Source organism: Aquimarina ulvae (assembly GCF_053613295.3).
Genome location: NZ_JBSIBP030000007.1, coordinates 69,617 through 95,061, shown reverse-complemented (window position 1 = coordinate 95,061; position 25,445 = coordinate 69,617). Strand labels below are relative to the sequence as shown.

22 protein-coding genes are annotated in these 25,445 nt (G+C 32.9%); 9 read left to right on the top strand and 13 right to left on the bottom strand.

The window, feature by feature from the left end:
* The first annotated feature begins 1 nt into the window (after nt 1).
* The 8 genes from ACWGOQ_RS15885 (at nt 2) to ACWGOQ_RS15850 (ending at nt 10,018) form a co-directional block, all read left to right on the top strand.
* Entirely contained in the window at nt 2–1,555 is a 1,554-nt protein-coding gene (locus ACWGOQ_RS15885) for a phosphate ABC transporter substrate-binding/OmpA family protein (protein WP_452059129.1), read from the top strand.
* Nucleotides 1,555–2,523 carry an ABC transporter permease gene (locus ACWGOQ_RS15880; RefSeq protein WP_452059128.1) on the top strand — a complete coding sequence of 323 codons (969 nt, stop codon included), beginning with the start codon at nt 1,555–1,557 and terminating at the stop codon, nt 2,521–2,523. The genes ACWGOQ_RS15885 and ACWGOQ_RS15880 overlap by 1 nt, the downstream gene beginning before the upstream one ends.
* Nucleotide 2,524: 1 nt before the next feature.
* A complete protein-coding gene (locus ACWGOQ_RS15875) occupies nt 2,525–3,334 on the top strand; it encodes an ABC transporter ATP-binding protein (protein ID WP_452059127.1) in 810 nt (269 codons plus the stop codon).
* Nucleotides 3,335–3,452: 118 nt separating this feature from the next.
* Nucleotides 3,453–5,360 carry an AAA family ATPase gene (locus tag ACWGOQ_RS15870; protein WP_452059126.1) on the top strand — a complete coding sequence of 636 codons (1,908 nt, stop codon included), beginning with the start codon at nt 3,453–3,455 and terminating at the stop codon, nt 5,358–5,360.
* 11 nt (nt 5,361–5,371) lie between these two features.
* Nucleotides 5,372–8,089, top strand: coding sequence for a DEAD/DEAH box helicase (locus tag ACWGOQ_RS15865; RefSeq protein WP_452059125.1), 2,718 nt, complete (start codon nt 5,372–5,374; stop codon nt 8,087–8,089).
* 74 nt (nt 8,090–8,163) lie between these two features.
* Complete coding sequence (locus tag ACWGOQ_RS15860; protein ID WP_452059124.1) at nt 8,164–9,099, top strand: tetratricopeptide repeat protein; 936 nt, start codon at nt 8,164–8,166, stop codon at nt 9,097–9,099.
* 12 nt (nt 9,100–9,111) lie between these two features.
* Entirely contained in the window at nt 9,112–9,780 is a 669-nt protein-coding gene (locus ACWGOQ_RS15855; protein ID WP_452059123.1) for a 2OG-Fe dioxygenase family protein, read from the top strand.
* Complete coding sequence (locus tag ACWGOQ_RS15850) at nt 9,761–10,018, top strand: 2OG-Fe dioxygenase family protein (protein ID WP_452059122.1); 258 nt, start codon at nt 9,761–9,763, stop codon at nt 10,016–10,018. Before ACWGOQ_RS15855 ends, ACWGOQ_RS15850 begins: the two co-directional genes overlap by 20 nt.
* Here ACWGOQ_RS15850 and ACWGOQ_RS15845 read toward each other — a convergent pair.
* From ACWGOQ_RS15845 to ACWGOQ_RS15835, 3 genes are all read right to left on the bottom strand, one after another.
* Nucleotides 10,010–11,314 carry a hypothetical protein gene (locus ACWGOQ_RS15845; RefSeq protein WP_452059121.1) on the bottom strand — a complete coding sequence of 435 codons (1,305 nt, stop codon included), beginning with the start codon at nt 11,312–11,314 and terminating at the stop codon, nt 10,010–10,012. The two genes, ACWGOQ_RS15850 and ACWGOQ_RS15845, sit on opposite strands and share 9 nt — an antisense overlap.
* A gap of 154 nt (nt 11,315–11,468) precedes the next feature.
* Nucleotides 11,469–11,690, bottom strand: coding sequence for a hypothetical protein (locus tag ACWGOQ_RS15840; RefSeq protein ID WP_452059120.1), 222 nt, complete (start codon nt 11,688–11,690; stop codon nt 11,469–11,471).
* Between the two features lie 33 nt (nt 11,691–11,723).
* Entirely contained in the window at nt 11,724–12,608 is an 885-nt protein-coding gene (locus ACWGOQ_RS15835; protein WP_452059119.1) for an rRNA adenine N-6-methyltransferase family protein, read from the bottom strand.
* A 232-nt stretch (nt 12,609–12,840) separates the two neighbouring features.
* Here ACWGOQ_RS15835 and ACWGOQ_RS15830 point away from each other — a divergent pair, with 232 nt between their 5' ends.
* On the top strand, nt 12,841–14,073 hold the full coding sequence (locus ACWGOQ_RS15830; protein WP_452059118.1) for a T9SS type A sorting domain-containing protein: 1,233 nt from the start codon (nt 12,841–12,843) through the stop codon (nt 14,071–14,073).
* Nucleotides 14,074–14,227: 154 nt separating this feature from the next.
* On the opposite strand, the gene ACWGOQ_RS15825 is transcribed toward ACWGOQ_RS15830, so the two are convergent.
* The 10 genes from ACWGOQ_RS15825 to ACWGOQ_RS15780 form a co-directional block, all read right to left on the bottom strand.
* The gene (locus ACWGOQ_RS15825; RefSeq protein ID WP_452059117.1) at nt 14,228–15,613 is read right to left on the bottom strand and encodes a cytochrome-c peroxidase; all 1,386 of its coding nucleotides are present in this window, start codon (nt 15,611–15,613) and stop codon (nt 14,228–14,230) included.
* 40 nt (nt 15,614–15,653) lie between these two features.
* Nucleotides 15,654–16,559 carry a transporter gene (locus ACWGOQ_RS15820; protein WP_452059116.1) on the bottom strand — a complete coding sequence of 302 codons (906 nt, stop codon included), beginning with the start codon at nt 16,557–16,559 and terminating at the stop codon, nt 15,654–15,656.
* Between the two features lie 175 nt (nt 16,560–16,734).
* Nucleotides 16,735–17,481 carry a DUF547 domain-containing protein gene (locus ACWGOQ_RS15815; RefSeq protein ID WP_452059115.1) on the bottom strand — a complete coding sequence of 249 codons (747 nt, stop codon included), beginning with the start codon at nt 17,479–17,481 and terminating at the stop codon, nt 16,735–16,737.
* Nucleotides 17,482–18,390: 909 nt separating this feature from the next.
* Nucleotides 18,391–20,262, bottom strand: coding sequence for a tetratricopeptide repeat-containing sensor histidine kinase (locus ACWGOQ_RS15810; RefSeq protein ID WP_452059114.1), 1,872 nt, complete (start codon nt 20,260–20,262; stop codon nt 18,391–18,393).
* Nucleotides 20,263–20,549: 287 nt separating this feature from the next.
* Nucleotides 20,550–21,107: a 3'-5' exonuclease gene (locus ACWGOQ_RS15805; RefSeq protein WP_452059113.1), complete on the bottom strand. Its 558-nt coding sequence runs from the start codon at nt 21,105–21,107 to the stop codon at nt 20,550–20,552.
* A 32-nt stretch (nt 21,108–21,139) separates the two neighbouring features.
* Complete coding sequence (locus ACWGOQ_RS15800; RefSeq protein WP_452059112.1) at nt 21,140–21,715, bottom strand: hypothetical protein; 576 nt, start codon at nt 21,713–21,715, stop codon at nt 21,140–21,142.
* Between the two features lie 55 nt (nt 21,716–21,770).
* Entirely contained in the window at nt 21,771–22,325 is a 555-nt protein-coding gene (locus ACWGOQ_RS15795) for a tetratricopeptide repeat protein (RefSeq protein ID WP_452059111.1), read from the bottom strand.
* 4 nt (nt 22,326–22,329) lie between these two features.
* Complete coding sequence (gene prfH, locus ACWGOQ_RS15790; protein ID WP_452059110.1) at nt 22,330–23,025, bottom strand: peptide chain release factor H; 696 nt, start codon at nt 23,023–23,025, stop codon at nt 22,330–22,332.
* 332 nt (nt 23,026–23,357) lie between these two features.
* The gene (locus ACWGOQ_RS15785) at nt 23,358–24,749 is read right to left on the bottom strand and encodes an RtcB family protein (RefSeq protein WP_452059109.1); all 1,392 of its coding nucleotides are present in this window, start codon (nt 24,747–24,749) and stop codon (nt 23,358–23,360) included.
* Nucleotides 24,734–25,423, bottom strand: a complete 690-nt coding sequence (locus ACWGOQ_RS15780; RefSeq protein ID WP_452059108.1) for a hypothetical protein — start codon at nt 25,421–25,423, stop codon at nt 24,734–24,736. The genes ACWGOQ_RS15785 and ACWGOQ_RS15780 overlap by 16 nt, the downstream gene beginning before the upstream one ends.
* Between the last annotated feature and the right edge of the window lie 22 nt (nt 25,424–25,445).

Genomic DNA, 25,445 nt, shown 5'->3' with positions numbered 1-25,445 from the left:
CATGGCAAAAGGAAGATTAACACCGTTTTCAAAAATTTTAATTGTAGTACTTATTATTGGAGGATTGTATTTTTTACTAAATAAATTTGTAAGAAATAATCCAGAAGCTAAAGAAAAAATAGAAGAACTGACTTCTAGTGATAAAAGTGGTAAAACCAAAGACGGATACAAAGATGTGATCAATCTTGGAGTAGTAACTTGGGGAGGATATGCTGGTGGACAATATTTTAATGAAGGATTCAAAGCGAATACTGCATCAAGATTTTATAAAGACTACGGATTTAAAGTGAATTTTGAGGTAATTGATGACTTCGATGCTTCCAGAGATGCTTTTAAAAATGGTTCTATAGATTTAATGTGGGCTACCATTGATGCATTTCCAACAGAAGTAGAAGGATTGTCACAATACCAACCGCAAGTTGTATTCCAGGCAGATTGGAGCCGTGGAGGTGATGCTATTGTAGCTGCCAGAGGTATCAATAAAGTAAGCGATCTAAGAGGAAAGAAAATTGCTGTAGCGCCAATGTCACCATCACACTCATTTTTGATTTGGTTGTTAGAAGCTAGTGATATGACCACAAAAGATGTACAATTAATAGAAGTGCCAAGTGCTATTGACGCTGCAGATTCTTTTAAAAGTAATACGGTAGACGCCGCAGTTGTCTGGAGTCCGGATGATGCAGATTGTGTTGCTAAAGTAGCAGGAGCTAAAGTACTAGAAAGTACTAAAAATGCAACGCATATTATTGCCGATGTTTTTGTGTCTAAAAAAGAATTTATTGAAACACATAAGGAACAATTACAGGATCTATATGAAGGATGGATGATCGGAGCTTCAGAATTAAATAGTTCTGATAGTAATAAAAAGAAAGCTGCCAAAATTCTTGCGGAAGGATTATCACAGCCAGAAGATTTCTGTTATGATGCCATTAATAATGTACGTTTAGCAACACACGGTGATAACAAAGATTTCTTCGGATTAAACCCAAACTATACGGGTGTTACAGGAGAAGACCTATACAATAAGATGAAAGTTAAATATAATGCCCTTGGATATAGCACAGCTGGAGCAAAGAGCTGGAGATTATTGTCTACCAAGGATTTAGTGAATAAAACATCGCTTTCTGGAAACTCCCATAATGCAGAACAACAAAAACAATTTACAGCTGTTGATAAAAGCTTAGAGAAAAAAGAGTCATTATCTTCTAAAAAAGTAAGTATCAGTTTTAGAACAGGAGAGTTTCAATTAGACGAAAACTCTAAGCAATTAATAGATTTACAATTTACGCCAATAGCAAAGGCATTTGCGAACGCACGTATCAGGATTGAAGGAAATACAGATAATGTTGGATCCAGAGGACCTAACATTACTTTGTCCAAGAAAAGAGCACAATCGGTAGCAGATTACTTGATCCAAGAGCATAGTATGCCAACAAACAGGTTTATTATCATAGGAAATGGTCCTGATAAACCAGTTCCCGGATGTGAGCAAAATCAAAATGCAGATTGTAAGTCTAAGAACAGAAGAACAGATTTTGAACTGGTAGTAGACTAATGGTAGGGATCAAAAAACTGTTTGAACTTAGAGGGAGCTTAGAATCAAGGGATAAGACCATACTTACAATAATTGGAGCAGTGATTCTAATTGGCTTATGGTTTTTATTGGCAGAGCTTTTATCTACTTCAGTAATTACGCAAGATGAATCTATAGATATTTCTAAGATCACTCAAAGCGATCGAAAGTATTATGAAAGTGATTCGCTTTTAGTGGCTAGTTACGATGCTTTAGAAACAATGAGCATTGAGAAATTGACATCATTTGGACTAAAGAAAAACAAGGTATATCCTTTGTTACCTCCACCAATTAGGGTAATCAAAGCCTTTCCTGACCTGAACCAAAATGACGATGTTATCGGAAATACGTTTTATTCCATTAAATTAAACTTTTTGGGGTATCTGGTAGCTATTTTAATATCGATACCTATTGGTTTTTTACTAGGATTGATTCCGTTATTCAGAGGATTGTTTAGTCAGATTATAAATTCGTATCGTTTCATTCCATTAACCGCAGTAACCGGTATTTTTATCATGTGGTTAGGATTAGGAAGTGATATGAAGGTGTCTTTTCTGGCGTTTGGTATCATAGTCTATCTGATTCCTGTCGTCATACAGCGGATCGATGAGGTCCAGAATGTATATCTCAATACGGTTTTTACTTTGGGTGCTACATCCTGGCAGACGATCAGAACCGTATATATGCCTTATGTGTTCTCTAAGATTATCGATGATATACGAGTATTAACAGCAATTTCCTGGACCTATATTACCATTGTAGAAATGCTGAATAAAGGTGGCGGAATAGGAGAATTGATCTGGACGGCAAAACGACAAAGTAGAATTGATAAAGCTTTTGCAATACTAATAATCATTGTAGTTATAGGAATATTACAAGATCGACTTTTTGTAATGATCGATAGAATATTATTCCCTTTTAAGCATATTAACAAAGGAAACAAACACTAATATGGCATTACAGTTCACAGATAGTCCTCAGGCTCCTAATGTTATAGAGCTTAGAGGTGTATCTCAATCATATGATGGTGGAAAAACCAACATTATAGAAAATTTGGATCTACTAGTAGAAGATAAACCCATGCAGGGACAGTTTTCTGTCATATTGGGAATGTCTGGATGTGGAAAGTCTACTTTGTTGCGATACATCGCAGGATTACAGGAGCCGACCTCAGGGACAGTGTTGGTAAAAGGAAAAGCGGTAAGTAAGGAAAATAGAGTGAGTATGGTATTTCAGCAGTATTCCTCATTGCCTTGGATGACGGTGTTAGACAATGTTGGTTTGGGATTACGTTTTAAAGGGATCTCTAAGAAAGAGCGTGATGCAAAAGCGATGGAAATGATTCAATTAGTTGGATTGGATGGTCATCAAAAAAAATATGCCCAATATCCTACCCTTTCCGGCGGACAATTACAACGAGTAGCAATTGCTCGAAGTTTAATGTCCAATCCAGAAATTTTATTGATGGATGAACCCTTTGGAGCCTTAGATATCAAAACTCGTTTACAGATGCAGGATTTGCTGATTGGTATCTGGGAGAAGTTTAGCCCCACGATTTTATTTGTGACACACGATATACAGGAAGCAGTATACTTAGCAGATGATATTTATATTATGAAACACGCACCTTCACATTTTGTAAAACATATCGATATCGATCTACCATTTAATAGAACTAGAGAAACGAAGCGATTAGCACATTTTGATCAATTAGTACACGAGGTAGAAGACGCCATGATGCAGATTGATGCAGATAGTTAGAATCATAAATGGTTATAAGATGATATTGAATGCTGGTCTGAGCTTATCGAAGATCATAAAGACCATAACGATTCGATAAACCTAGGACAATATTTAATATAAACGAATTAGACAAAGTATGATCAATAGGAAATACCATAAAGCCACAGATCAGTTTTTTTCAAAATTAACACAAGAACATAAAACTTCTTTCTTTAAAGGAAAATCCGTCAATCCACTAAAAATTTTATCTATTTCATCTGCTTTTCCAACACTAAGCATTAAAGATGAAGATCTCTTAGTAATGTACTCTTTAAAAGAGTCTATAGATGAGTTAGATTTAATAATTACCACTAAGTGCATTCATATCGCAGAACACAAGATTATACTGGTAAAAGATGTATTTCAGGACGTAAAGTTTAGCGCTTTTCCAAAAGAACATATTAATTTATTAAATGATTTGGTAGATGATTTTTTGTTGACCAAAAAAGATGAGAGAAAGAGTTTATCAGATTTCACGAATAAGTTTAAGGATTTTGTAAACCAAAAAGAAGATACAACTCAGGAGTTTGATATCGATTATGAGTTTCTGCAAATTCTGAAAAATGAAGGTGAGAAGATTCAGAATCTGGCAGAAGATTTAAACAATAACAAACAATTTTCTAATACAATCAATGCCATTGTTCATAAAACGGATGATGCAATAGAGTTCAAAGCAGAACACGTGATTCTACAAGATATCATTAAGGTATTCAATATGATTTATCCATGGAGTGATAGTAAGAAAACAGTTGCGGATGCTAAGATAAAGTTTTTACTGGCTTTTATGTTCGAAAAATTACAAGGGAATGATATCATCACTTCGTTATCAATAGAGCGTATCAACAAGTTTGTAAAGTCCGAAAAATTTGACAAAAATATAGATATCATTAAAACCGCAAGTCTTTTTGATTTAGGAGAAGAATATAAAAATGAATTTTTACTACCATCTGTATTAAAACGATTGGATAGTCAGCATTTTGCTAATTCCGCATCTTTTTTGTATAGAATAGCTTCTCTAATTACCAAGGCTGATGGAACAATTTCTGAAGAAGAAACAGCTTTGCTAAAGAAGATCAATAGTAAACTACAACATCCAAAAGAGAGATTAGAAGGAGTTAAACAAACAGAGATCGACGAGAATGAAACGTTGGATGATGTGATGGATGAGTTGAATGTGCTCATTGGTTTAAGCAATATCAAAACTGCTGTAAAAGAGCTGTCTAACTTTCTAAAAGTCCAAAAACTAAGAGAAGAAAAAGGCCTGAAAAATGTGAATAATTCGTTGCACTCTGTATTTATGGGACCTCCTGGAACTGGTAAAACAACGGTGGCGCGATTGGTTTCTAAAATATACAGGCATTTGGGGTATTTAGAAAAAGGACATTTGGTAGAAACGGATAGAACCGGAATGGTAGCGGGCTATGTAGGGCAAACTGCATTGAAAGTAGAAGAAGTAGTGAAAACGTCTTTGGATGGAGTGCTGTTTATTGATGAAGCATATTCCTTAGCTAAGGATAATAAAAAAGATTTTGGAAATGAAGCTGTTGAGGTGTTACTAAAGAAGATGGAAGATCATCGAGATCAGTTGGTTGTGATCGTTGCCGGATATCCTGATGAGATGGAAGCGTTTATAGAATCGAATCCCGGATTGCAATCACGATTCAATAGATACTTTACTTTTGATCACTATAAGCCCAAAGAACTTATCGGAATTTTCGAATTGTTTTGCCTCAAAAATGATTTCATTTTGGCCAATGAAGCAAAAGAAAAATTAGAGTTCATTTTCGATAAGTTATACGAAAAAAGACATAAGAGTTTTGGTAATGCAAGAGTTGCCAGAAATTTATTTGAAAAAATTATCGAATATCAAGCAAATCGAATTGTAACTATTACTCCACTAACAGAAGAATTATTAAAGACAATCATTGAAGATGATATCCCACCGATCAATCAAACGGTAGATGATTATTTAAGGTTTCAGAAAGACGAAGAAGAAGAAGGGTAAATTAGCAGCCTATGCACATAGAAAAAGTCTTATCGTACTATCAGGATTGTTATAAACAAGAATTCAGAGATAATGATGTACTTAATTTTTTCGGGACTAAAGTTCATAAACGATTCTTTCTAAATACGACTGATCAGCTGTATCGTGAGGAGGATACCACCTTTATGAAGACTGATTTTGGTGAAGAATTATATAAGTATCTCGAAATTCATCGAAAAGAAAAGACATTTATTGCCTGTAGTTTTTTTATAACCGGAAAGCTTACTTTTTTAGGAAAAAAGCGAACTGTATGTGCACCACTCATAGTAACACCTGCTACATTAGAAATTAATAATGAAGCACAGTATCATGTCAATTATAATTTTGAAGAGAATAGAGCGAATGATGCGTTGTTAAATGTGTTGAAGTCCAATTTTAATCTCGATGATTCATTTGTGTTAGAGCTGAAGTCATTGATTAATGATCTAGCACCTGGTAAACAAGATACAGGAGCAATCGCCAGAAAGTTGAAAGAGAATATAAAAATTGATACGAGTGCGCTGGAAGGGGTACCACAACTTATTTCGGGAGAAAAAATTAGAAATCATCTAAAAGCGTCATCGCTAAAATTACTTCCTGCAATCGCTTTAGGTATTGTCGAGAAATCAAAATCTAGCAGAGATGTTTTGCACGAAATCGATGAAATCAAAGAAAGACATTTGTTTAATGATACACTCAGCGGTTTTTTCTCGAGAAGGAAAATTGAAATTAATTCTGAAAAGAGTTCAAAAGAAGCTGTATGTGTTCCTTCTAATCTTAGTCGGTCACAGTTGGATATTATTCAGGCCGTAAAATCAAATGATGTTACTGTAGTTATTGGTCCTCCGGGAACTGGTAAATCGTACACCATTGCTTCATTAGCTTTAGACCAAGTATATCATAATAAAAGTGTTTTGATCTGTTCTAAATCCGATCAGGCAATAGATGTACTTCAAGATAAAATAATACAAGATTTAGGAGTAAAAGGTCTTTCTATTAGAGCAGGTTCTGGTAGAAGTCACCGTACTACCTTAAGAAAGAAAATAGAATCAATTACTAGGTTTAGAAAATCTGGAGGAGATTTTTTTATTCCTAAAAAGCAAGCTGAAATTGATTATGCTAAAAATAAAATAAAGGAGATAAGCGAAGAAATACAAGAAAGAGAGGGTAGAGAAATTAAAAATGCTGAGCTGTTTTTGGATCACAAGCCTTCTTTTTTTAAAAGATTGAAGCGAAAATATGTTTCTAAAAAAGTATTAGAAGAATATCCTTTTTGGCAGCTAATAGAATTGTTGGATCATTATATTCACCAGAGAAATAAGCTGATTAAAGAGATCATTTCTTTAAAATACCAAGATAAAATTTCTAATTTATTGCAAAAAGATCGAACTTTTTCTCAACTATTGAAGCTTGTAAAAACTAAAGATGTCGTAGAAAGAGATCGTTTATTTCAGGATATCAATTTTATATCAGTATTACAATGTTTACCTATTTGGATTACAAAGTCTACAGATGTTAGCGATGTATTTCCTTTAGAAAACGATATTTTCGATATAGCTATTATAGATGAAGCTTCCCAATGTGATATTACGACAATGATTCCTGTATTGGCCAGAGCTAAAAAAGTAGTAGTCGTTGGTGATCCAAAACAACTAAGACATGTTTCTTTTTTATCTAGACAGGTAATGGAAAATACTGCCAATAATTACGGTCTGATAAAGGGAGAAGATGTTATGAATTATAGGGAAACGAGTTTCTTAGATTATGCGATGGAACGACTTCCTTCTAGCAGTAATATTCATTTTCTGGATGAACATTATCGCAGTGTTCCTAGTATCATCCGATATAGTAATCAGAAATTTTATTTTGATAAGCTAAAGGTAATGTCAGATTTACAAATCCATCATAAATCTTCTGCTATATATTGGGTTTTTTGTGAAGGTGAGAAACTAAAAGATGGAACGAATCTAAAGGAAGCTGAAAAAATTTTAGAGGATGTACAAAAAGTAATTGATCAAGAAATTCAAGTAGCGGCTGGCTTAGCAACGACCATAGGTATTCTTTCTCCTTTTAGAGATCAAGTAAATTACCTAAAGGACAAGATAGAAGAATATGATCTAGCCGCGATAAAGAAGCACAAAATAGCTGTTGGAACACCTTTCGAATTTCAAGGAGAGGAACGTGATCAAATGTATATCACATTTACCATTGATAACAACATAAGCAGTTCTGTTTTTCAGTATTTAGACAGAGAAGATGTTTTTAATGTAAGTATAACTCGTGCTAAACAAAAACAGTTTTTGTATTATTCCTTTGATCCCAAGAATTTTAAGAATAAACATTTATTAATTGATTATCTATCAGAGACTAGAATACACCATCAATATAATCGTGCAGAGGAATATATTGATAATTTCGCAACAGAAGTACACGAGGAATTAATTCAATTAGGAATCCAAGAACAAGATATTATTGTCAATTATTCATTAGCTGGGTATATAATGGATATTTTAGTAACTTTTAACCAAAGAACGGTGTGTATTGATCTGGTTGGATATCCAGGAACATTAGAAAAAACATTTTCTATAGAACAATACAAAACACTCTTTAGAACACAAATACCTATTATTACGATACCGTATACGTACTGGTTGCATAATAAAGAAGCATGTTTGGATCATATTGCAAAGAAGGTTAGAATTAAAAAATGATCATAAAAATGATATTTATTTAATTTCGAAAAGCCGGAAGAATGTAAGAGTATTTAAGATTGAAAAATCAAAAAGTGAAGATAATAAAATCATTATTTATCGGTGTCTTAATGATATCTATTACTATGGGATGTAATATAACTTCATTTAAAAAAGTAAATAATATGACTTATTTTGAAAAGGCTCATTTAATTAAGCAAAAGATTGAAAGAGGTGATTTGTTAATTGGATTGCTACAGACTGAAGATGTAGATTTAATGGTGGACTTATATACTAAATCTGGAGAGTCAGGAAACCCAGCAGGATGGTATGAACTAGGAATGAGTTATTATTTAGGAGCAGGTGTAGAACAAAATGCTAAAAAAGCTTTATCTTATTTTAGATTGGCAGGAGAATCAGGATATGGGATTGATGCTTGGATTAAATATCTGAGAGTCGCATATTTTGCTAATATTGAATCAATTCCTGCTGAAAAAGTCATAAATCTGGTTGAGAAATTAAAGGAAGAAGATCTTAGTGGAGAAGTATATTTGTTAAAAGGATATATGTTGTATAGAGGATACGCATATACAGAAAATTTAAAATCTTCTTTAAATGCACATTATGAATCTGCTAAAAAAGGCAACGCAAATGCTATGTTCGAGTTATGTGTTTATTTTGCTCAGGGAATCGGAGTAAAAGAAGATATAAAAAAATCGTTAGACTGGTGTGTCAAGGCTGCAGAAAAAGACAATATAAGAGCAATTTATAACCTAGCCACCTATTATGCAATGGGATATGAACATATTTTAAAGAATACAGATAAAGCAATTGAATATTACACGAAAGCAGCAAATCTGGGACATGGTAAAGCAGCAGCGCAATTATCAGCAATGTATACTGTTGGTGATGAAGTAGATAAAAATGAAGAATTGGCTAAGAAGTTTTATGAATTAGCTTTTGAACTTGATTTTCAGGTAGACATTTTTTTCGAAGATTTAGGTTTGGATGAAATAGAGATCGAAGATTAAGTAAAGAACGAAATGATCACGGAAAAAAAAATATCTAAATCCTTAGGACGGTCTATTAAATCACCGATTCGCGTAGGTAGTGTTGCAGATTTAAGAATAGATGTAAGTTCTTTTCTTCATTTTTTTAGACCTTTTTTTTCTACGTTACAGGATGATGTATATTTAGTAAGAAGCAAACAAATCACTTTTTTGAAAGCTACTTTTTCTTCGGATTTGGATGCTATAGAGAAACTTCATAAACCCTACTTTGAGGGGGCAAAATCAATAGATGCCTTGGCACATTGGATACAGCAATTAGATGAGAATCAAAAACATGAATTTGATCAGTTATCTACAATTACAAGACAACGCAACATTGCTACTTTTTTGATTGAAATTTGGGATGATCAGTATTTTGTAGAAAGAATAATAGAGCAAGGTTTTGAGCAAGATGTAGATGATTTTAGAGTATGGAAACGTGTTTTTAAACAAGCTAGTAGAAATGCTGTAGAGAACAAATTGTTTTTTGAATTGTTAAAAAGAATGGCTGCTTTGGTGAAAAAGATTCATCCAGAGATTAGGAAAATCCAGATTACTAGTCATTTTATGAGAACCATTTCTAAAGAAAAAATAAAAGGAGAAAATTCCCCAGAAGGAGTACATGAAGATGGTGCTCAATATTATGTCTGCATTGGTAATTAATAGACAAAACATAGTAGGAGCAGAGAGTCAGATTTATGAAAAAACAGATGCAACTAACAATGAACTTATTTATAATAAAGTGTTAGCGCCGGGAGAGTTTATTTTTCAAGCGGATACAGGAGAGGAATTTACTTTCGGGAATGATCTTTGGCATTACGTAACTTCTATTGAACCAGAAGATGTCTCAAAACCTGGAATACGAGATATCATTGGATTTGATATGGATATTTTAGAGTAACGATTCTCCAGTTGTTTCTTCTAGTATTTTTGATTCTTTTTCTATCTGTTTTTTGATAAGCTTAAAACTAGTCTTTTGATATAATTTACGTAATTCGTTTTTTCCTTCTATATCGAATTTAAAAGCAAGTGTCTGAATACATATAATACCTAATGATCGAGATGTCGTACCATAATTAGTTCCTAATTTTACGCTAAAACACCGTTCTAAAATGATAGTAATAAATTTGATGCATTTTTGGTGTTTTCTCATCCCAGCAATAAATATCAAGCCCTTAATTAAATCGATATTCTCTATATATACTTGTTCATACGTGCCATATATTTCATCCTTAGAATTATAGATTTTATTTCTTAATGTAACGCTTCTTAGTTTTAAATAAGCAGATGTACGAACGATATTATACAGGAAAATATCAAATTTATTTTTGTCTGTATTATCAATACACGTATTGATTTGTTTTACAGTATTTTGATTTATTTCTTGACTAAGTATTTTTAGGATTTTAGAAAAATTATGCTGATACTTTTCATTCATACCAGAAAGAAGTTTGTTTACGTGTGTTCCGAATGAATCTGGTAATAATTGAAAAACATATGAAGAAGGAACTAAACTTATTTTACTATTTTCTAGTATTATTCTATGAATAATACTTTTAGCTTCCATATATTCTTTGATAGGTAGGTATTGTATGGATTTAGAACGTAAAAAAGAATGTAAATAAGTATTAAGTTCTGGACTTATTTTATGATCTGAAGAATATTTTTGTAGTTGTCGTAATAAAGGGCGCAATGGATAATAGTAAGGATACGTATTTTTCCATAGTTGAAAAAAATGTGTAAAATCTGTATTGTTCAATCTCATTTTGGAATTAAGAACAAGTTGACTAAGAGCGAGTTTAAAGTTTTCGGGAATCTCTGATTTAGTTTTTATAAATCGTATGTGTTTTGATCGATCTTTTTGGGATATATTTGGTGTGATGAAATAGAAAAACTGCTTTTTAATTTCTGGGTGTGATGTGATTAATTTTTTATAATGTTCTAATGAATTAAAACCTATTTTATAAAGATCCTTATCCTCATAATTAGAGGTCATTTTGGCCTCTTCATAAATGTCAAACAATAACTCTTCAATTTGGGATATATCAGTGTTTTCAATATCCAAATCTATAGTTTCTACAATTCTTTTTTCGTCAGTTAGTGTATCAGGGTTAATGTGTGCTAGTTCTTCTTCTGTTATTTGTAGAGGTTTTTTTACTCCAAAGAATGATAGTATTTTATTGATATTAGTAGACATTAATTATAGTAAAACTATTTATTCCATTACTTTCTTCTAGTATTTTCGAATACTTTAATATTTCATTAGTAATCCAATAAAGAAAATCCCTTTTAAAAGAAACTTGCTGTTCTGATAAAAATTTATAAGATTTTAAGCTTGTAAACTTTGGTGCTCAATAGTTGTATCTATTAATTTTGAATTTTTGAGTAGCTTCTTCAAAGATCGTTTCAGATAATGCTGAAAAACTATCTTTAAATACTACAGTAGTATCAAGATCAATAGTATCTTCTTTAACTTGATCTTTACAAGAGATTTTTTCTAATTCCTGTTTAGTAATCTCAAACGTAGACTTTTTAACGCCAAAAAGAAAAGAAAGAATTTTATCAAATATCATTGGCCGGACTATTAAAGGACACTTTGATAAAAATTAAGACAACATACAACTAATGTCATCCAAAGAAGAACCATAATCAAAACTAAAATCTATATGGACCAAATCTCCTGCTTTTACTTCTTGGGTATTAGTGGTTTTTAATACTGTAGGAGGCATCAAACTATCAGTTCCTGTAAAATTAGATCCTTCTGTAACTTCAACATATGATTCCAGATACAACGCATTTATGGTTCCAGAGAATAATACCGGAACTGAAAAACTAAGTCGTACCCCTTGCCTTTTTTCTTTGAGTAATTCAATCTCATTGACTAAAAATTGTTGTGTTAGGAACATTGGTTGATGTCTTGTGAAATTCACCGGATAATGATGAATATCTGCATCAATTTCGGCTTCGCAAAGTCTTGCAAAATTTACAATCCTATTTGGGAATAGTTTTCCACTAGGTTTTAAAAATTCACGCATATGCTGAAAAATCTGTACCTGAAATTCATTAGCACAATAAATACTCATCAATTCGCCGACTACAAAATCCACTTTTTCCGGTAAATCAACCGTCAATGCATCTGCATAAATTACCTCCACTTTATCGGACCATGGATACTTAGCGATCTCTTTGTTTATGAAAGGAATCAGACCAGGATTGTTTTCGATCAAATATGCTTTTTTTACATATGGCATATATAATTTAGTTAGCGGGAGTGTACCTACCCCAATTTCGCAGACTGTAGCGTTCTTAAGATTATTATGGAGTTGAAATGCTTTATGAAACGCATCTACTCTTTGCGTATCAGTCTCCATGATTTTATAATAGATTTCAGGAAAACCAAAATGAGACTCATCAAATGTCTGTGCTTTTAATAGACTATATTTTAGTATGTCGTAATTGTCTATGATCTCCTCAAATAATTTTTCTTTCATTTCTACCTGATTGTTTTTAGTAAATATAATCATTATGAACCTCAAAGATATAAATCACTAGAAAACTCGAAAAGGAAAAAAACGCGAAAAAGTTTAAAACAAAGGGTAGGGTGTTTTTAAGATTGTGCGTTTTACAATAGAGAATAATAAAACCATACCTTAAAAATATACTTTTATGAACCAAAATAGCAGCAAATTTAGTGTAGACTTTAGTTTCAAAAAAATGCTTCTTATGATATTATTTTTTTGTATTCAACATAGTTTTTCTCAGATAAATAATAAGTCTTATGTTTTCGGTCATAGTCTGGTGAATCATAGTGCTGATCAATCCACACAAAATAGAAGTAACATCCCTGATTGGCTATATTTATTAGCACAACAGGCAGGTCACCAGTATTCTATAGATGGGCAGTTTGGTTTTCTACCATATCAACAATTACCTCCCATCTATCAATGGGGGTTTATTGATGCTCCTAATACCAGAACAAATGAATCGAATGATGATTTTGGTAGTTGGAACTATGATAATGTGATTGTTACGCTAGCTAACTTTATCCAACAGACATCATCACCTTCGCAGAATGCCTTCTGTGAGCAGCAATATATAGAAGATTGTAATGAGGATCCTAATGCGCTAAGTTCTGTTGAGGCGGTACTCAGGATTTTAGACTATACGAGAGAGGAAGAAGCGGATATCGACTTTTATATTTATGAAAACTGGCCCGAGTTTAACGGAACGTTTCCACCGACTTCTGAAGCCGAAGAGGATTTAGAATTTGGTGAGTTTTACGATTATACGAGAGGAGAATTCCACGATTGGTGGATTACACTACAAGACGAATTGCTACAGGTTAGACCAGATGCTCGTGTAAAATTAATACCTGTAGGACCTATTTTAGCAAATTTGTTTTCTGCTAATGGAATATTATCTGAAATATCTGCAACCACACTTTATGAGGATTCTGCACCTCACGGGTATCCTGTACTGTATTTTTTGACCGCTCTCATTCATTACACCGTGCTCTATGCAGAACAACCTCCTGCAAATTTTCAATTTCCTGATGCAGATTTATCAGCTCCTATCCGTATTCCGGATATCGTAAAAAATAATTACACAGCAATTGTAGATTTTATATGGAACAGTTTACAAGGATATACTTTTAGTAATGGTGAAAGTAGAGTCTTTCTGGATCGCCAGATATTATCAGTAGATGATCTATCCATACATACGCTAAAACCAATAATATATCCGAATCCTGGAAATGGTATTTTTAATCTTGAGTTACCTGATACGACAATATATCCGGTAAACATAAAGGTTATCAATACTATTGGCCAAGTAATTGATGAAATTTCCGTTACTGATCATCAATCAACGAATTTTAATTTAGATAAAAAAGGGACGTTTTTTCTAAAAATAGTTGGTGATCAGTATTCGGATATAGTAAAGCTGGTTGTACAATAACTTTACCAAATAAGAAAAAATCATACTGAGCTCATTGAGTAATTTGTACAGGACTATTTTATTTGGGAAATAGTTTCAATGAGCCGAAGTATGATTTCATAATGACATTGTATACTAGGTTTAGTTTATTTTGGGATTAATATTAAAGTCTTTATTAGTCACATCCAAGGTCTGTTCGAGATATCGGATCATTATTAGGGAAACAGTTTCCTGAATTAATTTGATCTGGAACATATCTGGATAAATTAGGGTCTCGTAAACTATTTTCAATAAAAGCTGTAAGGTTATCTATTTCGGTTTTATTTAGTTTTATATCACCAAATTGTTCTGCTAAGTTCGCTGTAGGTACTTCATTGCTTTGAGGCACTCCTTCGATTTTATATTCAATTACTTCTCTTACAGTACTAAAGGAACCTCCATGTCCATAAAATCCGCCATTGTCAGTTAGATTATAAAGAGTAGGGGTTTTAAACTTATAGTTATCCGTAGCAACCTTCGTAAAACCACCTCTTCCTTTTTTGACATCATCAAAATTTACTCCAGGTAATACAACAGCTTCATTTGAGTTATCAAAATCAGCCATGCCAAAGGCGTAGAAGTTTTTATCATTAAGAGCAGGACCGGTATGACACTGATAACATTTTCCTTTACCAAAAAATGCCTTTGCACCCTTTTTCTCATCGTTAGATAAAGCATCATAGTTTCCTTTTAGCCATTCTTGCCAAGGAGATTGATTGGGTAGTATGGTTCTTTCATAAGCTGCAATAGCAAGGGCTGCATTGGTTGTAGAGTACCTTTCGGTTACTGGAGAATCAGGAAAAGCATCATCAAACATTTGCTGATATCCAAAATCGGCTACAAAGTTGTCATCAACTAATAATCGGTGCACTCCTTGTCCTTTTATAGCTTGTACTTCAACACCTTCAAATCCTATAAAATTTTCTGGAATGTTCGTCCAATTAGCTTCTGTACCAAGATTTGTTCCAGAGCCACCAAATTGTCCGTTCCAGAGCATTATATCCTGATAAGCTACATTTAAAACAGTTGGAGATTTGATAGGTTGAATATCCGCATCACCTACTGATGCGTTGGGATCAAAAATTCTGCCTTCTCCGCTATTCCCAAAACCGACTCCAACTTCTCCGATCCCTTGTCTCAATCCAGCACTAAATCCTGCAGCAGCGTGGTGACAAGATGCGCAGGAATATGAAAATAAATTAGATGCTATAGTAGGATTTCCACCCGTACCGGTTTCATGAAACAACAATTTTCCTAATGCTACTTTTTCTGGGGTAATAGGGTTTAAAGGGTCTTGGGGAATCGTTCCATATTGATCACTTGGTGGCAATATGAAATAAGAAGCTCCGATACCGTCCGTAAGATTTTCAAGTGCGTCTAAAACTTGTTTGTCTAAGCCAGTTGGTTGCGTATTCGCTTTTGTAGCAATGCCAGTGTTTTCAAATCCTTGTATAGGAATGTACTCGTCTTTTTCACAAGCAACAACAGAAAAGATGATTAAAAAAAAGAAGATCTTCTTCATGGTAAAAGTTTAATTGAAAGTTGATTTATAATTTTAACGGTTAATTTGCTTTATAGACTAGGCCTACAGAAAAACCGGAGGCTCGATCATAGTTTCTTCCACTCATATTAGCAGTGTATCCAGAAGAAATACCAATACTTTGCTTATATATGGGGACATACAAGTCAAAATAGAAATTAGTATAATCTACTTCTGTTTCTGGTAATGCTGCAGCCCCACCAGCAGCTCCAAACTCGGGTGTGCCTATATCTAACCCATCTAAAGAATTTTGACTACCGACCTTTGCGTGAGCATAAAACCATTTGTTATAATAACCAAGTTTTGCACTAAATAATGTAGCATTGGGTATCTCAAAATCCGAATTTGTACGCAAACTATAAGCCGCTTGTAATTCAATAAATAGATTTGAAGAAGCATTGATTTGTATAAAACCACAGCCATCGAAAGTTGTAGCTCCACTACCTAACGATAGAATTCCTGCTTCTTCATAACCTCCCACGGGTACCGAAACTCCTGCTGCACCTCCAATAGCTATTTTAGAAGAATTTCTTACGTTTTTTTCTAAAACTTTTGCTTTGAGAAAAACACTTAAATCTTGTACGCCACTAACCTCATCAGTTTGTGATACTGGATCTAAAACTCCAGTTTCATTTCTCATAGATATATAGGGTAGAGTAACCGTTGTAGAAAGCCAATCGAGCATACCATATTCTCCATAAACACTAACTACAGACGACGAAATTTCACCCATTCCAGCAGGGTTAGCATCGGTAGCAGTAGTACCTCTAAAAAAATTATCATAACTTTTATAAGAGTAGGATGAGGCTAAAGTAAAATCATTTTTTTTTGGAAAAAAACCATTTATTATTGTTTGTGCGGGTATTGAAGAAAAAGAGATTATGAAGCATATAGTTATTGTTTTTTTCAAGTTGGTAATGTTGGACATAATTAATTGTATTTAGGTTTTAATGGGGTTGCGGTTTATGCAATTATACATACATCTAACAAACGTTCTAACCTAGCTGTTTAGGTTTGTGTGTAGGTAAAAAAATAGTCATCGCACTTTTAATCAAAGTGTTATGAAGAATGTGTGCGCAAAATAGTTAATACTAAATTAGAACTTAATTGTTGCTTGTTATCGGCGTTTTTTCATGATTTTTGTTCAGACTCCAGTTGTAATTGACATATTTTTTGGAAATATTCTTGTCTATATTTGTCGTGGAGTATTCATTTATAAAGTCGATGACATCTGTATGATTACTTACAAAGTCTTCTTGATACCATTCGAATAATTGAGAGATTCTAACTGTTTTGGAGTTAATCTGATTTCTTTGAGGGTCGTTAATAAATTCTCTGGTTCTGTCTTCTAAAGCATATGCGATATTAGAACTAGTATATGCTCTATTCCAAAGCCTTGGAGAGGACATAGATCCACAATTAAGTAAAAAATGAATTCTGGGATCTCCAAATTTTCTTAAAATATTATGTTCGATATCATCTAAGCTATATCGTACATCTTTAGATTTAAACGCTTTACGTTTCCAAGGGTTTTCTAACTCTTTTATAGATTCGATAGGGTATTCATCAAGAATCATTTTCATAACAGTTGCGTTGTACACATTAAGCCAATAGGCTAATTTTTCATTCTTATCCCAATGGTCTTCTGGAGATATATTTTGTAGATATCTAAAATACTTATAAAAAACAACGACATCGCTTGTCACTCCGTCGTAATCTACTAAACCATCTTCGGTTACATTTAGAACCAGAATTTGATCCCACGCAGAATGATCTACAGTCTCCTGAGCTTGAATGTTAAAATATGATAATGAAATAAAAATTAGGGAATAGATTTTAAAAGTCTTCATCTTGTTAGTTATTTTGGGGTTATTAAGTCGTTTTTATCAACTAAATAGAAGACTAAATTAGTAAAAAAAGAGACGTAAGGACGGTTGTTGTAGGTTTTGTAAAAACAAAAGAAATCTAATTCTTACAGGTTTTTGAAATTAAGTTGTAATTTGCTTACTGTTAAACCGTTTTGTCAATTACGGTTCTTTGTGTTTAAGGAAGCGCTCTTTTTTTGTATATCTGGAACGTTTTGATGAATGGGGTTCATCGGACTATTTTAATTAATTTTTTCAGATCTTTGTATTCCTGATATATCTAGAATATACTTAGGAACTGAAACTTCTCGTTAAGAAATAAATTACAAATTTTAAATATAATTTTTTGTATCATTTTTAACAAAATATCTGTCAGATGAACGGAAGAAATTTTTGATAAAACCGTAGTTGTTTTTTTAAAAAATAGAAAAAAACGGACAAATTGAGAAACCTTACAAAAAACTATAAATTTTAACATTAAATTAACATTTTGTTATGGTAATCAAGTAAGCTAATGGTTATTTATCGTTGTAATCAAAGTGTTAAAAATCTTAATATAGTGTGGAAAAACAGCATTTTTCCTGAAAACAACTTACTGTTTTTGTGTTTTTTGTTATTAAAACATTGTGAAAATTATAATCTGTTTTTGTAAGAAAAATACATTCTCCCATTCAACTAGTCACGCTATGAATAGACAAGCACCAAAGTAGTATCTTAGCAATGTTTTTAGCGTCATCAACACCGAGGTTATACATTAGAAGAATAAAGGATAATCTGTATAAGCCTAAAAACTAAGCAATACTATTTTTACAGTTACTATTAGTGATCTGATATCGATCAGGTTTTATTAAATGGAAATAGAAAAGAGATCTATTAAAAATTTAGAAGTATTTATCAAGGTTTTGGAATTTCAATATTTATAATGGTCCCTCTGCCTAATCGTGAGTCCATATGCATAGCCCCTGATAATTTTTGTATACGATTTTTAACACCTGATAAACCAATACCAAAAGATGTATTAGAAGTGTCAAACCCTTTACCATCATCTTCGAAAATAATATGAAAAAGGTTCTCTATAAGATCGATTTGGATTTGAATATTAGAAGCATTCGCATGTTTTATAGTATTTGTAATAAGTTCTTGAAAAACAGAGAATAAATTATTTTGAAAAGAGTGATCTATCTTGTTTATTTTTTTTTCTTGGTAAGTGGAAATTTTGATGCTCAGTTCACTTGCGTTACCAATGTTTTGAGTGTATTCTTTCAATAAATGAGTGAAGTTGTTTTGTTTGAATTTCTCAGGGATTAGATCGTGAGAAAGCATTCTTACCTGTTTATAGGTGTCGTCTAGTTGTTGAGATAAAAAATCAAAGTTTTCCATATTTTTTGGGGCAGTCGCACTAAACTGGAGTTTTATAGCGGCCAAATTACCTCCTATTCTATCATGAAGTTCTTGAGCAATGCGTTTTCTTTCTTTATCTTGGATACTTACAGAAGTTTTGATGAGTGTTAACTCTTGATCTTGAAGTAATGTTTTTATTTTTTGTTTTGCTATCTCATCTTGTTTTTTGATCAGTAAATCTTGGTTTTTTATTTTTTGGTAATAGAGAAAAAGCAAACCTGCCAAAGGTATTATAATGATAATAAAAGCGTAGGTAAGTGTTTTTTTTTGCGTTTGCTGTTTTTCTATTTCTAAAACTTTGAGTTCTTGATTTTTTTTTAAAACGGTTATTTCTTTTTCTTTCTTTAAGGTCTCATATTCTACCTCTAGTTTAGAAACCTCTTCATCCCTTTGTATTTTATTTATAGAATCTTTTAGATGGATCTTTTTTTCCATGTAGGCGATTACTTTTTCTGGTTGCTTTTCGATTAAAGCGATAGCTTTTAGACGGTCGTATACATATAATTGTTGTCTAAAATATCCTGATTGTTTCGCCATAGTTAATACATTGGTATATCCTTCTATCGCTTTTTTAAAGTTTTTTTGAAGCTGAAAGACCTCGCTAATATTTATTAGATTGTTTAAAGTAATAAGGGGATACCCGTGTTTTTTGGCTATAGGTAGTGATTTGTTAAAATAAACTAAAGCTTTATCGCCTTCACCCATTTCTAAATAGACAGCACCAATATTCATTAAAGATATTGCTACGCTTCTTTGATTATTATCCGCGATATAGAAGTCCAGTGCTTTTTTGTGGTAAAAGATTGCTTTTGTGTAATTTTTTAAATCTATGTGGCAAAGAGCTATAGACCCATAACTATTGGGATTCTCTTGGAATTCGAGTGTTGATTCAAAAATTTCTAAAGCTTTTTGGATGTTGCCACTAATCCGATAGGTTATGGCTAAATTTGCTGTATGCCAATATAATTCTTCAAGATCCTGAATTTTTTTGGCAGTTTCAATACCTTTTAAAGCCCATTTTTTACTATCTTCAATTAAATTTTTATCTCTTGATGCATTCGAAAGAAGCTTATAGGAAATAGATAAAGATTTTAAAGACAGTGTGTCATGTTTGCTTTTGTTTAATTGAAGAGCTTTTTTGCCATAATATAATGCGGAGTCAGTTGCATACGTACGATAATGGTAGGATGATAAAATATTATAAGCAGTAACTATGTTATTTTCAGAGTTAGTTCTTTTTAGTATTTCATGACTAATCCTAAATGCATTTTCTCTATCCTCATTTTCTGAGGTTAGATAATCACGAGCATTATCAAGTAATTCTCTGTCATTAGGTATGTTTTTTAATTGTTTACTTGTTTCCACTTGAGCAAAAAGCGTGTAGTTGGTAATCAAAAAAAAGAATACTATAAATGACTTTGAAAACATTAACATATGTAACTAAAAAATATAATTTTTATTGCTAATTCGTTGTTACGGATATCTTTTCTGATATTTCAACGGATAAGGAATGTCGGTTGTAATTTCCTTTAATAGAAAAACGAGAGTACTTTTGGTATTAGGAAAAAGCATTTTTTATTTCATAAGTTAGACTATTTTCTTTTGTGTTGGATCAAAAGTACTAATATCTTTTAATCATTTCATTGGAACTCTTAAGAAGTTAATTGTTGGTTAAAACAAGAATCAAGAATTTTAGCAATATTTTTTGCATCATCAACACCTCTATGATGTGTTCCCTCTAAAGGGATATCCAATATGCATAAAGCTCCTTTCATGCCAACTTTTTTTCGTAAACCTTTGGTCTTGTTAAAAAGCTCTTTTACATTGATATGATTTTGAGACAATGGGTATTCTATTTCTCGAAAACCACATTGACTTTTCATCATATTCAGGTCATATTGCCCATAACTAGCCCAAGTATGCTGATGCCCGTGATAATCAGTTCTCAAAATTTTACAAGCCTCTGTAAAGGAAACACCTTCTTGATTCAATAGGTCTTGGGTAATTGTTGTTAGTTCTGTACAGAATGTACTTACTTCTGATCGTTCTGGTCTGATCAGGATTCCGTCGTTTTTAGAAATTTTTCCTGTTTCTGTGTTTAATAAACAGATTCCTATTTCTATAATTTCGTTTACTTGTCCTTCTGGAATAGAACCATTCCAGCATGTAGCTTCTAAGTCTATGATTATAATTGTATTAGTAGTTGTCATTTTATTTTGTGTTATGGACCTCACAAGTTTTTTTAAGACGTGCGAGGTCTTGTTTGTAACTTTATTTTCGGAATAGTTACTAATTCCTTTCTGTCTAAGGGATCAATATTTTGATCTAATAGCCTGCTAGTAGCTTGTACTGCCCAGCATTTATCACTAGAGTGTATATTAGAATATAGTCCTAATAAATAAGAAGGCTCTACTATTGTCCACCCTTTTGCTGTGCGAGATGGAATAATAGCTTTTACAAAAAAATCAATAGTTATTCGGACTGATTTTTCTTGTTGATGAAAGACAGTTTTTTCATAACGTCTAAAATTTTCATCGCTTTTCAATTTATCATATCGCGTACATACTTTTCGGAAATCTTGTTCCTGTAATATGTACATTACCTCCGCTACATTTTTTGGGTCTACAAAAAGGTCAATATCCTTATGATCGTGAGCATGCTTATATTCTGTATGTCCTACAGGTGATAAAAAATGCCATGCCCAACCTCCAGAAAGGATGACTAATTCTTTTAATGGAGCTAGTGCGGCCAGTGCATATTGTATTCTATAGCCTGGCCATAGTTCTCCATATCTGTTTTTATTATGTGGAGCTCCCATATGTTTCAATTTTTTTGACCTGTCAGGTTTTTAAAACCTGACAGGTCTGGTTAAATTATTTCTTTTTCTTGTTTGCCTTTTTAGAAGATTTGTTAGTATTCTTATCTTTTTTGTTTTTACTCGTCTTCTTTTTGGGCATTTTATCTTTGATTCTTTTTTCATCGCCTTCAATATCACTTATAAAGTAATTGTTATAAGCATATATCTTAGCAGTCTTTAGAACTTTTAATGCTGCTTTGTATTCTTTTTTTTGTTCAAAAAGGATTCCTTTTTTTAAATACAATACAGCTTTATCTGTTCCTTTTAGTGTCAATGCAAAATCAATGAGTTTTTCTGCTTCGTCATAATCTTCGTTCCATAGTAAAACATTGATATATTTTGGATATACATCCAATGCGTATATATCTTCTGCTAGTGCTTGTTGGTAATACTCTTTTGCAGTTTCATAATTTCTTAGGTTTTCTGCATAGATTTGTCCCATTAAACATAGTGCTACTGGATTTTTTTCATCATATGACAATGCGTAGTTTAATGATTCTACGGCTTCCTCTAGGTTATATGGATATGCATCCAATGCCTGAAATAGGTATTTGTCTAGTAAATTTCCCATGATCCTAGTTTTTTAATTCGTTGCGTAAATCTTTTTTTAATTGTTGTCGATTAGACGCATACGATTGTTTTTTATAGTTTTTTTTAAAGTCAGTACCCTTAAATACTTTAATGGGATTCCCTCGTTCTACGTTTAGATGATTTTCCCATTGATCATCTAGTGATTTCTGAAGTTTAGTAAGTTGACTTTGATAGACTTTTTCTTTTAATCGTTCTATTGCGATTTTTTTATTTTGATGTTGTGATCTACTGTCCATCACTACTACTTGATCTCCTGTAGGATGATAGGTAGCGCGAACCGCAGAATTTACTTTGTTTACATTTTGACCGCCAGGACCTGAACTACGCATTGCCTGAAAAGAAATGTCTTTTTCTTTTATAGCTATGGTTTGTTCCTGTTTTACTTCATATATGCCGATAAACCAGTTTTTTCGTTTATGGTACTTCCGAAATTTGGAAGTGCCGATCCATTGAATGGTTCCTATCCACGACGCTATAAAAAGGTCTATTTCTTTTCCTTTTATCTGTATTGTTGCAGATTGTAAGGTTCCATTTTCAAAACCTTTTTCTCTTTGTAGTATGCTGTATGTATATCCGCTATTTTTAATGTCTTCAAGAAATAGTTTTAATACCTGCGCTACTACCCAGCAACATTCTGCGGGTCCTCGTCCAGCTGTTATTTGAATTATTTTAGTTTTCATTTTTACGTTTTTTTTAAACCTGTTCATTTTTTTCATTGATGAAAAAACGAACCAAAAAAATCTAGGCTTACGAAAGTTTGATTAAATTTATTGTTCAACACCTAAATTTTAGAAACTCGCTACGCTCAGACAGTCTAAAATTTTACGGTATTTTCACTTCAAATTTTACATCAAACTTTCGATAGGCCATTCTCCATTTTTATTCTTTTTTTGCGTTAGGGATAGAGCGGATACCCCACAGATGTCACACTGAGCTTGTCGAAGTGTTGTCGAAGTGTAACATCGAGGAGTATGAGCGAAAGCCCGACCCAAAGGGTAACGCCCAAATCATATCACTTATCCATTCGCACGATTTTTGGAGTGAATGTTCCGACTACCTCAACTAATTCTTGTTGATTAGCCATTACTTTAGTAATATCCTTGTACGCCATAGGTGCTTCATCAATTCCTCCACCAATCAGTGTAACATCATTTGCTTTTAATTGTTTTTTGATATCACTCTTGGTAAATTTCTCTTTACACTTTCTTCTGGAATGTAATCTTCCAGCTCCGTGTGAAGCAGATTGCAAACTTTCTGAGTTTCCTAATCCTCTCACTATAAATCCTGGCGCTGTCATAGATCCCGGAATAATTCCTAACTCGCCTTTGGCAGCAGGAGTCGCTCCTTTTCTATGGACAATACATTCCTCTCCGTTTACTTCTTGTTTCCAAGCAAAATTGTGATGATTTTCAATTTTTGCAACAGGTCGTGATCCCAATAATTTTCCGATTCTGGCATGAATATCATCGTGACATGCTTGCGCATAATCTCCAGCAAGATTCATTGCTAACCAATATTCCTGACCATCGTGCGTATTTAGATCTAACCAAGCTAATTGTTGTACGTGCTTTGGCAATGGACATTGTTTGGTTGCTAAATAGGTATAGTGTTTTGCAATATTAGCTCCCAATCCTCGAGAACCACTATGTGATAACACACCTATATACGTACCTACATCCAATCCCCATTCATTTTCTGCCTTTGTAATAGCTACAGTTCCAAATTCTACAAAATGATTACCACCGCCAGAGGTTCCCAATTGTTTATATGCTTTATCTTTTAGTCTTTTTACTAGAGGTATGTTCTTAAACTCCTCTCTTTCGAAGATCTCATGATCATGCTTTATTTTATGGGTTTCATACATCCCGAATTTGGTGTGCTCAGACGATATGTTTTCCAATTGATGCTTTTTCCCTTTTAAATAGGAGATAGCAATAGGATAAATTGTTAGACACATTCTACATCCGATATCCACTCCAACACCGTACGGAATCACTGCATTTTTTGTGGCAAGCACTCCACCAATGGGCAAACCATATCCGCTATGTGCATCTGGCATTAAAGCTCCCGCAACTGCTACTGGTAACTTGAGTGCATCATACAATTGGTATTTTGCTTGCTCATCGATTTCATTTTCGCCATAAATCTGAAATGGTGATCTGGTAGTTTTTAAAGCGTGTTTTTTTACTTCCACTGGCTTTAGTAAACTCTCAGCAATCTTACCCCATACCCCATCACCTTGATAGGCTTCTGGATGTAGTAATACCTTTTTAGCTTCTATTAATATGTGTTCTTTTTTTACTCTTTTTTGATATCGATTAATCTGACCCAATGTCACATTAATACTATTGTTTTTTGGAAAGCCTAATTTGATTAAGTCTTTTCCGCTTAATTTCTTTCCCATGATCTTTCTTCTTTTATAATTTCTGGAATCGTATATTTTTTTAGATCCCTTAATTTGCTATTCGTTTTTAGCTTTTCTTTTCTACTTTTGGAGATTTGCCAATAATCTCTCCAGTTGTATTGTTTTTGTACCTCTTCGAAGTATCCGTTTTTTAGTAATTGTTGCTCTAGTAATGCATCTTCACTTTCTAGTTGAGGATCAATTCGTTTGCTATACGTAACATATGCTTTCGTGAATTTGATCTTATAAGTACCTTTAGGTAAGTTGACATAAAACCGAAGTTTTAGTTTCTTATCCTTGGTATAATATCTAAAAGGAATACACATTCTCTGCGCACCATCACTTAACCTATTAAAGGTCCTACGGCTTATGGTTGGAAGTTCTTTGTTAATTAAATATTTTGAAGTTTCTTGAAGCCATTTTTTTTCGGCTTCTTCTTTAGTTCTTCCCCAAAATGATTTTTCTAACTTTTTATGTAATTCTTCAATGTATTTCTGATTTTTATATTTTTCTACATTTTTGGTAATTACAGATTCTTTAAACCAACCATGACGAATAGGTTTTTCTAATTTTATATAACCTAGATTTCGTTGTTCTTCCCAGATTTTACGCTGTCTTTTTTGAATACGACGAATTTCTTTTTGTCTTTGGCTTTTAATATGTGCCGGTTTCATTAGACATTTTATTTAATTCATA

Bases quoted from the DNA above. Each gene is read 5' to 3' on its own strand.
- ACWGOQ_RS15885 (WP_452059129.1), top strand. From the start codon at position 2: ATGGCAAAAGGAAGATTAACACCGTTTTCAAAAATTTTAATTGTAGTA.
- ACWGOQ_RS15880 (WP_452059128.1), top strand. From the start codon at position 1,555: ATGGTAGGGATCAAAAAACTGTTTGAACTTAGAGGGAGCTTAGAATCA.
- ACWGOQ_RS15875 (WP_452059127.1), top strand. From the start codon at position 2,525: ATGGCATTACAGTTCACAGATAGTCCTCAGGCTCCTAATGTTATAGAG.
- ACWGOQ_RS15870 (WP_452059126.1), top strand. From the start codon at position 3,453: ATGATCAATAGGAAATACCATAAAGCCACAGATCAGTTTTTTTCAAAA.
- ACWGOQ_RS15865 (WP_452059125.1), top strand. From the start codon at position 5,372: ATGCACATAGAAAAAGTCTTATCGTACTATCAGGATTGTTATAAACAA.
- ACWGOQ_RS15855 (WP_452059123.1), top strand. From the start codon at position 9,112: ATGATCACGGAAAAAAAAATATCTAAATCCTTAGGACGGTCTATTAAA.
- ACWGOQ_RS15850 (WP_452059122.1), top strand. From the start codon at position 9,761: ATGTCTGCATTGGTAATTAATAGACAAAACATAGTAGGAGCAGAGAGT.
- ACWGOQ_RS15845 (WP_452059121.1), bottom strand. From the start codon at position 11,314: ATGTCTACTAATATCAATAAAATACTATCATTCTTTGGAGTAAAAAAA.
- ACWGOQ_RS15840 (WP_452059120.1), bottom strand. From the start codon at position 11,690: ATGATATTTGATAAAATTCTTTCTTTTCTTTTTGGCGTTAAAAAGTCT.
- ACWGOQ_RS15835 (WP_452059119.1), bottom strand. From the start codon at position 12,608: ATGAAAGAAAAATTATTTGAGGAGATCATAGACAATTACGACATACTA.
- ACWGOQ_RS15830 (WP_452059118.1), top strand. From the start codon at position 12,841: ATGATATTATTTTTTTGTATTCAACATAGTTTTTCTCAGATAAATAAT.
- ACWGOQ_RS15825 (WP_452059117.1), bottom strand. From the start codon at position 15,613: ATGAAGAAGATCTTCTTTTTTTTAATCATCTTTTCTGTTGTTGCTTGT.
- ACWGOQ_RS15820 (WP_452059116.1), bottom strand. From the start codon at position 16,559: ATGTCCAACATTACCAACTTGAAAAAAACAATAACTATATGCTTCATA.
- ACWGOQ_RS15815 (WP_452059115.1), bottom strand. From the start codon at position 17,481: ATGAAGACTTTTAAAATCTATTCCCTAATTTTTATTTCATTATCATAT.
- ACWGOQ_RS15805 (WP_452059113.1), bottom strand. From the start codon at position 21,107: ATGACAACTACTAATACAATTATAATCATAGACTTAGAAGCTACATGC.
- ACWGOQ_RS15800 (WP_452059112.1), bottom strand. From the start codon at position 21,715: ATGGGAGCTCCACATAATAAAAACAGATATGGAGAACTATGGCCAGGC.
- ACWGOQ_RS15795 (WP_452059111.1), bottom strand. From the start codon at position 22,325: ATGGGAAATTTACTAGACAAATACCTATTTCAGGCATTGGATGCATAT.
- prfH (WP_452059110.1), bottom strand. From the start codon at position 23,025: ATGAAAACTAAAATAATTCAAATAACAGCTGGACGAGGACCCGCAGAA.
- ACWGOQ_RS15785 (WP_452059109.1), bottom strand. From the start codon at position 24,749: ATGGGAAAGAAATTAAGCGGAAAAGACTTAATCAAATTAGGCTTTCCA.
- ACWGOQ_RS15780 (WP_452059108.1), bottom strand. From the start codon at position 25,423: ATGAAACCGGCACATATTAAAAGCCAAAGACAAAAAGAAATTCGTCGT.